Origin of the sequence: Microbulbifer agarilyticus, from assembly GCF_001999945.1 — a bacterium.
In the GTDB taxonomy this organism is placed as follows: domain Bacteria; phylum Pseudomonadota; class Gammaproteobacteria; order Pseudomonadales; family Cellvibrionaceae; genus Microbulbifer; species Microbulbifer agarilyticus_A.
In genome coordinates this window covers 60935-74012 of record NZ_CP019650.1, presented here as the reverse complement: position 1 = coordinate 74012, position 13078 = coordinate 60935, and the positions used below count along the sequence as shown (strand labels likewise).

Here is a 13078-nt window from a genome sequence, read left to right as displayed (position 1 = left end):
TCGGCGCAAGCTGGGTTCGGCAGGCGGAAACAAAAAGGCCGGTCAATGACCGGCCTTTTTCGCAACTGCCTACCAATTACTCGGTCAGGCCTGCTACGTAGTTCGCAACCGCCTTGATTTCGGCGTCGGACAGCTGGCGAGCCACGGTGCGCATGGTGCGGGTATCACCGTCGTTGGCACGGGTGCCTTCGCGGAAAGCCTTCAGCTGCTTCTCCACGTATTCTGCGTACTGGCCGGACAGGCGCGGATAAGCCGCAGGCGCGTTGCCCAGACCGGTCGGTGAGTGACAACCCATGCATGCGGGGACACCGGTTTCGCTGTTGCCAGCGCGGTAGATCTCGCGACCCAGCGCCAGGCCGTCCACGTTATCGCCATTGTTCAGCATCACGGAGAAGGCAGTGGAGCCGGAAATCTGGATGTTCTGCGACGCGTAAAAGGCGGCGATATCCTGCAGATCCTGATCGCTCATGTTGTCGAGCTGGCCGGTCATTTCTGGAATGGACCGCGCGCCGCTCTTCACGTCACGCAACTGCTTGAGCAGGTACTTGTCGCCGAGGCCGGCGATTTTCGGGAAGGTCGGCGCCGGGCTATTGCCGTCCGCACCGTGGCAGGCTACGCAGGCAGCGGCCTTGGCCTGCCCTGCACTGGCGTCACCGGCAGCGTGTCCCATCTGGGCAAAAGCGATCATCCCCAAAGCCAGAGCGGCCTTCTTTATAATGCTGTTCATACGTCGTCCTGTTGCGCGCTGAAGTTTTGCACCCATCTTCGCTGCTGGCGGCACCCAAACGCCCTAAAACCATCAGCGACGATAAAACCGCGGCATTATATACTTGCGCGCCATCTGAGTGTACCGGGAAGTCCCATGTCTGAAGCCAATGTTAAACGAATCAATTTCCGCCACGCTGAATTTCTGATCAGCGCACCCACACTGGCGGAATGCCCGGTGGATTCTGGCGCCGAAGTGGCCTTCGCCGGCCGCTCCAATGCCGGCAAGTCCAGTGCGATCAACGCACTAACCGACAACAACAAGTTGGCGCGGACCTCCAAGACGCCCGGGCGCACCCAACTGATCAACTTCTTCCAACTGAGCGAGTCCCAGCGCCTGGTCGACCTGCCAGGCTATGGCTACGCCAAGGTGGCGCGCGCGATGAAGGACGAATGGCAACGCAATCTGGCGTTTTATCTGGAGAACCGCCAATGCCTTAAGGGGCTGGTACTGTTAATGGACATTCGCCAGCCGCTGAAAGAGTTTGATTTGCAGATGTTGAACTGGGCGGTCAAGTCCGGCCTGCCCGCACATATCCTGCTGACCAAGGCCGACAAACTGAAGAATGGCCCCGCCAACAACACGCGCTTTGCCGTAGAGAAGGAATTGAAGGCGCTGGAACTGGACCACAACGTTACGGTACAGATTTTTTCCGCCCCCAAGCGCAAGGGTCTGGACAAGCTGGAGCGTCAGCTGAACCAGTGGCTGGCGGTACCGCAGGAGGACACCGGGGCAGAGCAGGCAGACGCGTGAATTGCACCGCCAAATTTCGTCTAAACTCACTTGTAAGCCGCTCGTTTTTTGTTCAATTCGCAGGGCGCTAGAGGCTCTTAAAGACTCTAACGACGCTGAGCAGAAGGCACAGAACAAAAGACGCTGAGCAGCTCACAGGATGTTTTCCCGGGCCTCACTGGCCCGATAAGCGCTTTCAAGAACTTGGGGGCAAAAAAAAAGCCGGCAGATTGCAGCTGCCGGCTAGGGGTCAGTGCCCTTGGGGAGGGGCACTTGGGAGCCGCACCCAGGGGGACGGGTGCGACCTTGGGTTCTCACCCAAATTCCACTGCATCCTTTGCGATGCCTTCAAACCAAATCCTATAGTCCAAAGACTATGCTCGGTGTGAAAGGTTCCCCACTCTTTTTTCGCGGCTCGGACGTCGCAACTGTATCCCACCCATTGCCGTTTTGCGGGCAAAAAATTCTGTTTCTGAGACTTTATTCCTCGCCGCGCGTCAAAAAACTCTATTTCCGTTTATTTAATAAACAGGCCCTTTTGCCGCACACCGAGTGACTCAGCGGGTCCTTTCAATCCTGAGAGAGCAAAATTCGGGCAAAAAAAAGCCCCGATGGGGGTATCTTCGGGGCGAGGGGCTTCTGACTAAGCTTTGGGGATGATGTTGCAATCCAACGATCTTGCTTAGTTAGAGGGGCCCCTTAATGAGTAGTTCCGCGAAAATTAAAAAAATCGCAAAAATTTAAAAAAACCGCTGGCCGGCTCAGTGCGCCTCGTCCCAGTTGGCTCCTTCACCGAGGTCGGCAATTAGCGGTACATCCAATTCTGCTGCAGCCTGCATCAATTCCGGAATCCGCTTCACCACAAGCTCACGTTCATCTGCCGGTACTTCCAGTACCAGTTCATCGTGCACCTGCATGATCAACCGGGTTTTCAGCTGTTCGTCGCGCAGCCAGGCATCCACGCTAATCATTGCGCGTTTGATAATGTCTGCTGCAGTACCCTGCATGGGCGCGTTGATCGCGGTGCGCTCCGCAGCCTGGCGCTGCATGCCGTTGCGGGAATTGATTTCCGGCAGGTACAGGCGGCGGCCGAACAAGGTCTCGACGTAGCCCTTGTCGGCGGCCTGCTTGCGCGTGTTTTCCATATACGCGAGCACGCCCGGGTAGCGCTCGAAATAGCGGTCGATATAGGTCTGGGCGTCCGCGCGCGGGATATCCAGCTGCTTGGCCAAACCAAACGCGCTCATGCCGTAGATCAAACCAAAGTTAATCGCCTTGGCACGGCGGCGCTGTTCATCGCTCACCTCTTCCACCGGCACCTCGAACACCTCCGCGGCGGTCGCGCGGTGAATATCGGCTCCGTGGGCGAAGGCATCCAGCAGCCCCTTGTCGCCGGACAGGTGCGCCATGATGCGCAATTCAATCTGCGAGTAATCCGCAGCCACAATCGCACTGCCACCATTGATGCGCGGGTCGGCGACAAACGCCTGGCGAATACGACGGCCCTCTTCGGTGCGGATCGGGATGTTCTGCAGGTTGGGATCCGAGGAGGACAGGCGCCCGGTGGCCGCCACCGCCTGATGATAAGAAGTGTGCACCCGCCCAGTGGCCGGGTCGATCATCTGTGGCAGCTTGTCGGTATAGGTGTTCTTCAGCTTGGCCATGCCGCGGTACTGCATAATCAGCGCCGGCAGCTTGTGCGAAAGTGCCAGTTCCTGCAGTACCGGCTCAGCGGTCGACGGTGCCCCTTTCGGAGTCTTTTTGATCACCGGAATTTCCAGCTTTTCAAACAGGATGGCACCCAGCTGCTTGGTGGAACCGAGATTGAACTCCTCGCCCGCCTCATCGTACGCCTGCTGTTCGAGCGCACGCATTTTCTTATCCAGCTCGTCAGACTGCTGCTTCAGCATCGCCGCATCGATATAGGCACCGTTGCGCTCGATGTGTGTCAGCACCGGCACCAGCGGCATTTCAATTTCGTCGAGCACCTTTTCCAGACTCGGCTCTTGCGCCAGGCGACCGCTCAGCTCCTGGTGCAAACGCAGGGTAATGTCCGCATCTTCCGCCGCATAGGGGCCGGCCTTGTCCAGCTCGATCTGGTTGAAGGTGAGCTGCTTGGCACCCTTGCCGGCAATATCTTCGAACTTGATCGTGGTTTCGCCCAGGTATTTCTGCGCGAGGCTGTCCATATCGTGGCGGCTGCCGGTGCTGTTGAGCACGTAAGATTCGAGCATGGTGTCGCGGGCAATACCGCGCAGCTCGATATCGTAGTTGGCGAGAATATGGCTGTCGTACTTGAGGTTCTGGCCGACCTTTTTGTATTCGTCACTTTCGAGAATGGGTTTCAGCTTGGCCAGCGCCCGCTCAAAATCGATTTGTGCCGGTGCGCCCATGTAATCGTGGGCCAGGGGGAGGTAGACGGCCTCGCCGGCCTCCACCGCAAAGCTCACCCCCACCAGCTTGGCCTGCATGTAATTGAGGCTGGTGGTTTCGGTATCGAAGGCAAACAGGTCTGCCTGCTTCAGCTTTTCCAGCCAGGTATCCAGCTCTTTTTCGTCGAGGATGATGCTGTAGTTGCGCTCTATCGCGGCGGCCGCCGCGGACGATGCCTCGCTGTCGCCACCCAGTTCGTCGACCCAACTGCGAAACTCCATTTCGGAAAACAGTTCGCGCAGTTTGTCGGTGTCCGGTTCGCTGTTGGCGAGGGTCTGCGGCTGGTAGTCCATCTCTACGTCGGTCTTGATGGTGGCCAGCACATAAGACATATCCGCCGCGTCCTTGTGCTCTTCCATCTTCTTGGCCAGGGTTTTTGAGCCGCGGAAGCCGAGCGGTGCGATGGCATCAAGATTGGCGTAAATATCCTTGAGGCTACCGAGCCCCTGCAGCAGTGCGAGGGCGGTTTTCGCACCCACACCGGGAACGCCGGGAATGTTGTCTACCTTGTCGCCCATCAATGCGAGGAAGTCGATGATCAGCTCCGGGCCCACCCCGAACTTGGCTTTCACCCCTTCTACATCCATCACGGTATTGGACATGGTGTTCACCAGGGTTACGCCGGGGCGCACCAGCTGGGCCATATCCTTGTCGCCGGTGGAGATGATGACGTCCATGCCCTGCTCTGCGCCCTGCAGCGCCAGGGTGCCAATGACGTCGTCTGCCTCAACCCCGTCGATGACCAGCCGCGGCAGGCCCATGGCGTCGATGATGTCGTGAATCGGCTGAATCTGCGCGCGCAGGTCGTCCGGCATTGGCGGGCGCTGTGCTTTGTACTCCGCAAACATTTCATCGCGGAAGGTTTTGCCTTTGGCGTCGAAAACCACCACTACCGGGCTGTCCGGGTGCTCCTTAAGGTGCTTGCGCAGCATGGAGATCACCCCGCGCACGGCGCCGGTTGGCTGGCCAGTGCTGGTCGCCAGCGGCGGCAGGGCGTGGAAAGCGCGGTAAAGGTAGGAAGAGCCGTCCACCAGAATCAGTGGCGCAGAAGAGGTCTTATCGTTGCTCATAGACAAATAGAAATTCGGTTGGCGATGACAGATAGATGAATGCGGTGTGGCGCAGTTTGCGCAGGGCGACAGGATACCTGCCTTGAGAAATTTTCGCTCGTACAGCGGCGGCGGAAGTTGCCTCGACCGACTCCATTTGTCGATGCCGCCGCGCGAGTCATCGCAGTGTCACCCCCACTCAGGCAACAGCTTCTAGGCTTGCAATAGGGAAGTTGCAGAGAGGGCACGAAAAAATGAAATCCCGCATATTGATCCACCTAGCGGTGGTTTGGGGGCTGGCCGGTACGGTAATCGCGCAAGATCAGGCACCGGCCGCAGTAGAAGAAACCGCAAGCGGCTCAGCCTACGCGGCGGAAACCATGGAGCACGTTGAGGCGACTGCGTATCCGGTACCGCAGTTGATCGCTGAAGAGGAAGTGAGCGACAACAAATACCTGATTCAGGAGCAGCACCGCGAGCAGTACCGGCAGGAAATGCTGCGCGATCCAAACCGGGAGGCCCTGCTCAACAATGTACGCAGCACGCAGCAACAGCAGGTTGAAGCCTTAATGCGGGCGGCGGAGGAGCAGCTGGCGCAGCAACAGGCGCCGCAGGAAATGCCGACGCAGGAAGAGTTGGAAACATCCGCGGCCGACGCCGCAACCACTGAGCAAGCGCCCGCAGGGGCGCTCACTCAGTCGGTGTCCGATTCGTCAGAGGGGTCGCGCGAAACATCGCTTACCCCCGCCGTATTGCCGGAGCAGGAAGCCGACCGGGAAACACCCGCTAACGAAATACAACTGGAACAGGAGCAGGAAAACACCTCGGAGCAGGAACCCAGCTGACCCGTTTGCGCGTACGCCCATCAACACCCGCAATCAAAGGCCGCGATCAGGCGCAAAGGTTAGATTAGGCGCTACGATCAGGAATAGTACTCAGGCAGCGGCGAGCATCCGCCAGCAGCTTTTCCATCAGGGTACGATAACCCGCATCTTGCGGCAGCGTACTTCCCAGAGGGTCCAGGGCCTGATAGCCCAAATTCAGATGACTGGCAGTCTGCCGATCGCGGTCGTTCGCGGGCACCTCACCAAACAGGCAACCCGCCGGCCCAGCAACCTCTTCACTACGAATCTTATCCAACATGGTGCGCGCGCCATGGGCCTGCTTTGATCCACCGCTGAGACTCTCCACCGCCACACCGGCGGGACCGAAAAACTGGCTGTAAGCCTTGTGTGTAGAGACGATGGGTACATCTTTATAGGCCCACAGCGCACGGTCCTGCACTTTTTGCAGATTGGCCATGGCGCGCGAAAAATCCCGGGCGCGCTGACGGTAGCCTTGGGCCTGTTGCGGATCCAGAGTGCTGAGTCGCTCGGCGATTTGCGCAGCGATTGCCGCGGCATTGCGTGGGCGCAGCCACAGGTGAGGATCGGTAGGGTCCGAGCCGTCGAATTCAAACAAGCCGGTATCGTCAAGCAACTCCAGCTGGCGCTCCTCAGTAACCAGCGCCATCTGCCGGGCGAGTACCGATTCCAGCGCGGGCCCCATCCACACCACCAGCGGTGCGGCCTCGATGGTAAGGCGGTCATTAACCGACGGCGCGTAGTGATGCGGATCGCTACCCTGCACCAACTGATGGACCTCGGCCGCGTCCCCAGCGACTTCGCGCGCGAGCATCGCCAGCGGCGCAATGCTCGCTACAACCATCAGTTTTTCGGGACGCTTGGCATCCGGGGACTTTGTGCCGCAACCAGCACTCACCAGTGACGCAAAAATCAACCCGAGCGCGACAACAACACCCAATGGCTTTTCGAACATATGCAAACGAACCAACAGACCAAACAACAGACCGAACACAGGTGGCAAGGATATACCCAACGGCCGGTATCAACCGCGATTGCCGACGAACACTCACCAACACCGAATAAAGGGGTGCGATATAATCATACGCGGCTTACACTCGCCAGCCGTTTTATCAACGATCGCAATTCTGCAGAGGCAAAATCCCTCTTTAACCAGTCTGGAGTCTCCCCTGAGTTCATCCACCCCGCTCATCCGCGCCCACGACCTCGGCCTGAATATTGGCGGCCGTCAGCTGTTGCGGGATATTACGCTGGAGCTGCGACCCGCAGAGATCGTCACCTTGATCGGCCCCAATGGTGCGGGCAAGACGACCCTGCTGCGGCTGTTGCTTGGATTGACCAAACCCACCTCCGGCACCATCGAACGGCGCCCGGCACTGCGACTGGGCTATATGCCTCAGCGCCTGCAGATCGACTCCAGTATGCCGATGACGGTCTCGCGCTTTTTACAGCTCGGTATCGACGATGTCAGTGTCGCCGAAGCCCTCAATCGTGTGGCAGCCACGCACCTGGCGAACGCTCGCCTCACCGATCTTTCCGGCGGCGAAATGCAACGCGTTTTACTGGCTCGCGCGGCGGCGCGCAAACCGCAGCTGCTGGTACTGGACGAGCCCACCCAGGGGGTCGATGTCGGCGGGCAGAGCGAGGTGTACCAGTTAATCGCGCAGCTGCGCGACGAACTGCAGTGCGGCGTGTTGCTTGTGTCGCACGATTTGCACCTGGTGATGGCGGCGACCGATCGGGTGTTATGCCTCAATCAACACATTTGCTGCCACGGCCACCCGGAGCAGGTAAGTAAAGATCCGGTGTACCTTGAAATGTTTGGCGACAAACTCGCCCTGTATACGCACCACCACAATCATCACCACGACTTGAGTGGCGATATCGTGGATGAGTGTTGTGACCACGACCACCCGCACGCATTAACGCCTGCGCCCTCCCGCGCAAATGCAAAAACGTCCGGGCAATCGCAGGGCCCGGAGGGACGCGAATAATGGACTGGTCGCAGCTACTGAGCTCCACATTCCTCTGGTATGCATTGGCCGCCGGCCTGCTGGTGGCAGTGGTCAGTGGGCCACTGGGTTGCTTCGCGGTATGGCGGCGTATGGCCTATTTCGGCGATACGCTGGCGCACTCAGCCCTACTCGGGGTCACCCTCGGGTTTGTGCTGCATATACAGCCCACGCTGGCGGTGGTCGCAAGCAGCTGTGTGCTGGCATTGTTGCTGGTGTACTTACAGCGCCGCCAGCATCTTTCCGTCGATACCCTGCTCGGGATTCTTTCGCACAGCATGCTGGCGCTGGGTATCGTCACCATGAGCCTACTGAAGATCAATGTCGATTTACTGTCGTTATTGCTCGGCGACCTGCTGGCGGTTTCGTCACAGGATCTGATTCTGATGGCGGTGGCGGCGGTCATCATTGCCGGCCTGCTGTGGTACCTGTGGCCAAAACTGCTGGCGTTTACCCTGCACGAGGAGCTCGCCGCTGTGGAAGGGGTCCCGGTGGATAAAATCCGCCTGGCGTTGATGTTGATGCTGGCGCTATTGATCGCCATCGCCATGAAAGTCGTCGGCGTGCTGCTAATCACCGCACTGCTGATTATTCCGGCGGCAACCGCGCGCCGCCTGTCGGCGACGCCGGAGCAGATGGCGGGCTTCGCGTCGCTAATCGGCTGCGTATCGGTGGTGGTCGGCCTGACTATGTCGATCGTGTGGGACAGCCCCGCGGGGCCATCCATTGTGCTCGCGGCGGGCCTGTTCTTTCTGCTGGGGCATTTGCGCGCGGCGCGCGCGTAGTCGTATGCGGCGACTCGTCGTCCTATCTAACTGGCCGCCTTAACGCGGTCCTCGCCGCTGGCCCTTGCGCGCCGGCGTGACCGGCTCACTTCCCGCGCGGTGAAAGGCAAACACCGTCAAGCCAATACCAATCAGCATCAACACAAAAACCGCCAGGCCGACGTAAAAAATCAGTTGGTCAGACATGGCTACTCGCTGCGCGCCAGCAGCGCCGACACTTTTACGTAGATACCAAAAGCGAGAATGCTCGGCACCCAGAGGGCGGTAAACACGCCCTGCTCGCGGTAGCCGTTGAACCAGAGATAACTGGACAGGGCGAATGAAATCGCCACGGCGAGAAAAATAAACAGGTCGGACAACCGAAACATTTGCGGCACCTAATAGCAGTTTGCCCCAAAAGTTTAGTCTTGCCAGAAGCCGATCGCGGCAATAAGCAGGCCGCCAATGGCGAAGGATGCCGGAATACGCAAGCCGGGAACGCCGAAGGTGGTAATCAACGAAGGCTCCCACCCCAGCAGGCCGACAATAAACCAGATCACCCATGGCACTACCATGGCAAGGCCAAGGTACCCCAGCAGGCGCCTTCCAAAGGGCGGCCATTTAAACCGCATGTGTGCCAGTGCTCAGGTTCAGCTTCACAGACTTACGCGCCAAAAACCGGTCTTTTCAGATTAGTTCAAGCGCGCAGCTTGCGCACCTCGACGATTCTTACCCTGGACTCTCACCCAGGATAGGCGAGCAGCGTCATATGCAGCAGGTTAACCCCCCAGTGGGCGAGCACACAGGCCCAGAAGCTACCGCGCAACTGCCACAGCAGCGCGTAACCAAAACCGGCCACGCCCACCAGTGCCAGCATGGTCGGCGATGCCGCCCAGCCGGTATGCAGGGAGACAAACAATAGCGTCACCAGTGCAGTGGCGATCCAGGGCAAGCGCTTAAGCCACAGGCCGAGACCGCGCTGCAGCACCCAACGGAAAAAACCCTCTTCGGCGATGCACACCACAACAAAGTTGAGCAGTGCGGCGAGTGCAATCGTAGCGGTCAGTTTCGGATGGAAATCCAGGACCATACCGCCCAGCGCAATGGGTGCCGCAACCATCACGGCTATCCACGGCAAATCTTTGCGTTTCAGCGGTTGCGGCCGCACCAACATAAACAGCACGACGGTCAGCGCAATAACTGACTTGGCGGGGCGGAAGCTCGGGTAAATCAGGTTGGCCGAGGGATCCCGGTAGGGTTCCATCAGCAATATATGTTCGTTACCGGGAATCAAGCCACTGTTGACCAGCAACATCAACAAGCCGGTAATGAAAAAGCTGGTGGCTTTTTTCCAACCCTGGGCACTCTCCATCGCCACCAGGCCGAGCCAGATCGCCGGCGCAAACACACCAATCCAGCCGAAGGGAATAATCAGAAAACACAGGAAAGCGGCGGGCAGCCAGAGAGATTTGCCGTCGAACGGTTCACGCGCAGCAATTTCCGGCGCTCCCCGCCGAACACTTAGAGAAAACATAGAAAATCCATTTTCAATAGGTCGAATGGGAACAGGCGCCATCATAGCGCCTGTGGTTGATCACTTCAGTGAACCCCGTCCCCTCAGCCGGTGAACGTGGCTCTCATTGAGCGGTAGGTCAGTTTCATTTTGGCCGGATCCAGTGGCGCTTTGAAAAAGCCATGATAGTGACCGCGTGGATTTATTAATACTACTTGCGAACCGTGGTCGACAGTGTAATTACCATCGTCCAGGGGCACCTTGTTAAAGGGGACATTCAACTGGTTAGCAAAGCGCTTCAGGCTCAGAAACTCACCGGTGACCCCGGCAAACTCCGGATTAAAGTAGCGCACATAGTCGTGCAGTTGTTCTGGTGTGTCCCGCGTTGGATCGACAGAAACCAGTAAAATATCCGTGGTTTTCTGGGTTTCTTCATCCAGTGTCTGATAAAAGTTGTTCAGCGTCGCCATGGTGGTCGGGCATACGTCGGGGCAATGGGTGAAGCCGAAAAACACCAGCGTCCAACGTCCTTCCAGCTGAGTGGTTTTGAAGGCATTACCGGTATCCGCAATTAAATCGAATTCGTCGAGAATACGCGGGCGCTCCAGCTTGATTGCGCCATTGAGGCGCAGCTCGGCATCGCTGATTACCCGCGGCTGATTCATTTTATTGAGGAAGCCGGCCATCACCGCAACCATGAACAGAACCAGAACGCCGACGGTTAAAAGTATTCCCCGCTTTTGCGTGGCGGTGTGCTGCGAATTCTCACCCATCTCAGACCCCACTGGTTGGTAGCGCCACCAGATAATGATCCAGCAACATAATGCAGAACAGAGCCATCAAATAGATGATCGAGTACTTGAACGTTTCCATGCCCGCGTTGGGATTGCGGTCGCGTAGCATTTCCACCGCCCAATACAGGAAGCCAATACCCAATACCACGGCGCCCAGCAGATACAACCAGCCGAGCATGGCTGTGGCAAATGGCAGCAGCGAAACCGCAAACAAAATAAACGTGTACAGCAAAATATGGATTTTGGTGTATTGCACCCCATGGGTAATCGGCAGCATGGGAATTTCCGCCTTGGCGTAATCATCGCGGCGATGTACGGCAAGCGCCCAGAAGTGCGGTGGTGTCCAGGCAAAAATAATCAGCGCAAGCAGTAGGCCGTGACCATGCACTTCACCGGTGACGGCAACCCACCCCAGTAACGGTGGCGCCGCGCCGGCGAGGCCACCAATTACAATATTTTGCGGCGTCGCGCGCTTGAGAAACATGGTGTAGACCACCGCGTAACCCAGCAGAGACAGCAGCGTTAACCAGGCGGTAAGCGCGTTCACAAACATGAGTAGAATTGCCATGCCCGCGCAACCGAGAATCATGGCAAACAACAGCGCCTTCTGTGGCTCGACGCGACCGCGTGCCACCGGCCGGTTAGTGGTGCGCGCCATTTTGATATCAATTTGACGGTCCACCAGGTGGTTTACCGCAGCGGCGCCACCGGCGCACAGGGCGATACCCAGATTACCCAGTATCAGTATGTCCAGAGGCACCATGCCTGGTACCGCCAGCAACATGCCTATCACCGAGGTGAGAATCATCAGCATCACCACACGGGGTTTGGTGAGCTCATAGTAATCGCGCCAGCTGGCGCGTTGGACGGGTACTGCCTGGGTACTCATGGTTACCACCTCGTTGTCGTTGTTATAGGCGGCCACTTGCGTCTGGCTTGTATGGGCGCAGCGCAAAGGTCGCTATCGAGCAAGCGTTACCAACGGGCAAGGTTTGCCCGTTGGCAGGGAAAGCCGATCGGGGCTTCCCTTCGTTCAACCAATTCAACCGAGAGGTACTACTTAATCCTCTTCTCAATCCTCTTCCAATAATCTCTACGGATACTGCTTTATCGCCGGCTGCACCGTATTAATGCGGTAACAGAAGGTCAGCAGGCTCAACAGCAGCAGTGCGGCTCCGGCGTTGTGTGCCACGGCAATGGGGAGCGGCAGGAACATCACCACATTGGCGATGCCCAGCGCCACCTGCAAGCCCAGTACGGCCAGTAAACCCTGCCCCCAGCGCGGCGAGCCGGCGCGCCATGCGAGTACCGCCAGCAAGCTAACGATCAGGGTGACGATAATCGCTCCAATGCGATGGGTCAGGTGAATAGCGGTGCGCGCATCGTTCTCCATTGCACCGCCGAGGTAGTTGGGCCCGATTTGCTGGGCAATATTGAACCCCTCGGCAAAGTCTGCCGCGGGCCACCACTGGTCGTGGCACTTGGGAAAGTCTGGGCAAGCAAGCGCCGCATAGTTGGAGCTGGTCCAGCCACCCAGTGCAATCTGTAACCCAACCACCACCACAGCAGCAATCGCCAACGGGCGCAGCCGTTGCAATGCGGTAAATTCGTGGGCGGGAATCAGTCGTTTGCGATAGCGCAAACGCTCGGACAACATCCACAACACCGACAGGGTCGCCATACCGCCAAGCAGGTGCAGGGTCACTACCTGTGGCCACAGCTTGAGCGTCACGGTCCACATACCGAATGCGGCTTGCAGAGTGATCAGGCCAAGCAGGATGTGACTTTGGATAAAGCCGCGATGGCCGCGACGGCGCCAGAACAAATAGGTAAGACCGGCCACCAACAACATCAAGATACCGGCGAAATAGCGATGCACCATTTCCGGCCAGGTCTTGTCGGACTCTACCGGGGTATCCGGGAAGGCGGCGTTGGCCGCGGCGATTTCACTCTGGTTATCCGGCCACAGCAGGTGACCGTAGCAGCCCGGCCAGTCCGGACAACCCAATCCGGCATCGGCAAGACGGGTAAATGCGCCGAGCACCACTACGACTACCGCAAGCCCGGTGCCAATTAAGGCAAGGCGAAACCGCCAATCCTGCTTGTAGTTTTTTCTCAGCTCGGTGATGTCTGATTCCACATCCATTGCTTT

Annotated in this window: 14 protein-coding genes; 4 read left to right on the top strand and 10 right to left on the bottom strand. The window is 58.2% G+C overall.

Annotated elements, in window-relative coordinates; genetic code table 11:
- Window positions 1-76: 76 nt before the first annotated feature.
- A complete protein-coding gene (locus Mag101_RS00315) occupies window positions 77-727 on the bottom strand; it encodes a c-type cytochrome (RefSeq protein WP_077399184.1) in 651 nt (216 codons plus the stop codon).
- A 135-nt stretch (window positions 728-862) separates the two neighbouring features.
- Here Mag101_RS00315 and yihA point away from each other — a divergent pair, with 135 nt between their 5' ends.
- Window positions 863-1519 carry a ribosome biogenesis GTP-binding protein YihA/YsxC gene (gene yihA / locus Mag101_RS00310; protein WP_077399181.1) on the top strand — a complete coding sequence of 219 codons (657 nt, stop codon included), beginning with the start codon at window positions 863-865 and terminating at the stop codon, window positions 1517-1519.
- 740 nt (window positions 1520-2259) lie between these two features.
- Here the strand turns inward: yihA and polA are convergent.
- Entirely contained in the window at window positions 2260-5001 is a 2742-nt protein-coding gene (gene polA, locus Mag101_RS00305; protein WP_077399178.1) for a DNA polymerase I, read from the bottom strand.
- A gap of 233 nt (window positions 5002-5234) precedes the next feature.
- Between polA and Mag101_RS00300 the strand changes: the two genes are divergently transcribed.
- The gene (locus Mag101_RS00300; protein WP_077399175.1) at window positions 5235-5825 is read left to right on the top strand and encodes a hypothetical protein; all 591 of its coding nucleotides are present in this window, start codon (window positions 5235-5237) and stop codon (window positions 5823-5825) included.
- 64 nt (window positions 5826-5889) lie between these two features.
- On the opposite strand, the gene Mag101_RS00295 is transcribed toward Mag101_RS00300, so the two are convergent.
- Window positions 5890-6837 (bottom strand): metal ABC transporter solute-binding protein, Zn/Mn family, encoded by a 948-nt coding sequence (locus Mag101_RS00295; RefSeq protein WP_232325229.1) that lies wholly within the window; start codon window positions 6835-6837, stop codon window positions 5890-5892.
- Between the two features lie 175 nt (window positions 6838-7012).
- Between Mag101_RS00295 and znuC the strand changes: the two genes are divergently transcribed.
- Together znuC and znuB are read left to right on the top strand one after the other, a co-directional pair.
- The gene (gene znuC / locus Mag101_RS00290; protein ID WP_157520492.1) at window positions 7013-7837 is read left to right on the top strand and encodes a zinc ABC transporter ATP-binding protein ZnuC; all 825 of its coding nucleotides are present in this window, start codon (window positions 7013-7015) and stop codon (window positions 7835-7837) included.
- Window positions 7837-8640, top strand: a complete 804-nt coding sequence (znuB, locus tag Mag101_RS00285) for a zinc ABC transporter permease subunit ZnuB (protein WP_077399172.1) — start codon at window positions 7837-7839, stop codon at window positions 8638-8640. The genes znuC and znuB overlap by 1 nt, the downstream gene beginning before the upstream one ends.
- A gap of 39 nt (window positions 8641-8679) precedes the next feature.
- On the opposite strand, the gene Mag101_RS17715 is transcribed toward znuB, so the two are convergent.
- From Mag101_RS17715 to Mag101_RS00260, 7 genes are all read right to left on the bottom strand, one after another.
- Window positions 8680-8826, bottom strand: a complete 147-nt coding sequence (locus Mag101_RS17715; protein ID WP_157520041.1) for a hypothetical protein — start codon at window positions 8824-8826, stop codon at window positions 8680-8682.
- Window positions 8827-8828: 2 nt separating this feature from the next.
- Window positions 8829-9008 carry a hypothetical protein gene (locus Mag101_RS00280; RefSeq protein WP_029249779.1) on the bottom strand — a complete coding sequence of 60 codons (180 nt, stop codon included), beginning with the start codon at window positions 9006-9008 and terminating at the stop codon, window positions 8829-8831.
- Window positions 9009-9041: 33 nt separating this feature from the next.
- The gene (locus tag Mag101_RS17710) at window positions 9042-9251 is read right to left on the bottom strand and encodes a hypothetical protein (protein ID WP_157520038.1); all 210 of its coding nucleotides are present in this window, start codon (window positions 9249-9251) and stop codon (window positions 9042-9044) included.
- Between the two features lie 110 nt (window positions 9252-9361).
- On the bottom strand, window positions 9362-10153 hold the full coding sequence (locus Mag101_RS00275) for a CPBP family intramembrane glutamic endopeptidase (protein ID WP_198040032.1): 792 nt from the start codon (window positions 10151-10153) through the stop codon (window positions 9362-9364).
- Between the two features lie 83 nt (window positions 10154-10236).
- Window positions 10237-10905 carry an SCO family protein gene (locus Mag101_RS00270; protein ID WP_077399166.1) on the bottom strand — a complete coding sequence of 223 codons (669 nt, stop codon included), beginning with the start codon at window positions 10903-10905 and terminating at the stop codon, window positions 10237-10239.
- A gap of 1 nt (window position 10906) precedes the next feature.
- Window positions 10907-11815 carry a heme o synthase gene (cyoE, locus tag Mag101_RS00265; protein ID WP_077407945.1) on the bottom strand — a complete coding sequence of 303 codons (909 nt, stop codon included), beginning with the start codon at window positions 11813-11815 and terminating at the stop codon, window positions 10907-10909.
- A gap of 204 nt (window positions 11816-12019) precedes the next feature.
- A complete protein-coding gene (locus tag Mag101_RS00260; protein ID WP_077399163.1) occupies window positions 12020-13072 on the bottom strand; it encodes a COX15/CtaA family protein in 1053 nt (350 codons plus the stop codon).
- Window positions 13073-13078 lie beyond the last annotated feature (6 nt).

Coding starts and splice junctions, on each gene's coding strand:
- Mag101_RS00275 (WP_198040032.1), bottom strand. CDS start 10,153: ATGTTTTCTCTAAGTGTTCGGCGGGGAGCGCCGGAAATTGCTGCGCGT.
- cyoE (WP_077407945.1), bottom strand. CDS start 11,815: ATGAGTACCCAGGCAGTACCCGTCCAACGCGCCAGCTGGCGCGATTAC.
- znuB (WP_077399172.1), top strand. CDS start 7,837: ATGGACTGGTCGCAGCTACTGAGCTCCACATTCCTCTGGTATGCATTG.
- polA (WP_077399178.1), bottom strand. CDS start 5,001: ATGAGCAACGATAAGACCTCTTCTGCGCCACTGATTCTGGTGGACGGC.
- Mag101_RS17715 (WP_157520041.1), bottom strand. CDS start 8,826: ATGTCTGACCAACTGATTTTTTACGTCGGCCTGGCGGTTTTTGTGTTG.
- yihA (WP_077399181.1), top strand. CDS start 863: ATGTCTGAAGCCAATGTTAAACGAATCAATTTCCGCCACGCTGAATTT.
- Mag101_RS00315 (WP_077399184.1), bottom strand. CDS start 727: ATGAACAGCATTATAAAGAAGGCCGCTCTGGCTTTGGGGATGATCGCT.
- Mag101_RS00270 (WP_077399166.1), bottom strand. CDS start 10,905: ATGGGTGAGAATTCGCAGCACACCGCCACGCAAAAGCGGGGAATACTT.
- Mag101_RS00280 (WP_029249779.1), bottom strand. CDS start 9,008: ATGTTTCGGTTGTCCGACCTGTTTATTTTTCTCGCCGTGGCGATTTCA.
- Mag101_RS17710 (WP_157520038.1), bottom strand. CDS start 9,251: ATGCGGTTTAAATGGCCGCCCTTTGGAAGGCGCCTGCTGGGGTACCTT.
- Mag101_RS00260 (WP_077399163.1), bottom strand. CDS start 13,072: ATGGATGTGGAATCAGACATCACCGAGCTGAGAAAAAACTACAAGCAG.
- Mag101_RS00300 (WP_077399175.1), top strand. CDS start 5,235: ATGAAATCCCGCATATTGATCCACCTAGCGGTGGTTTGGGGGCTGGCC.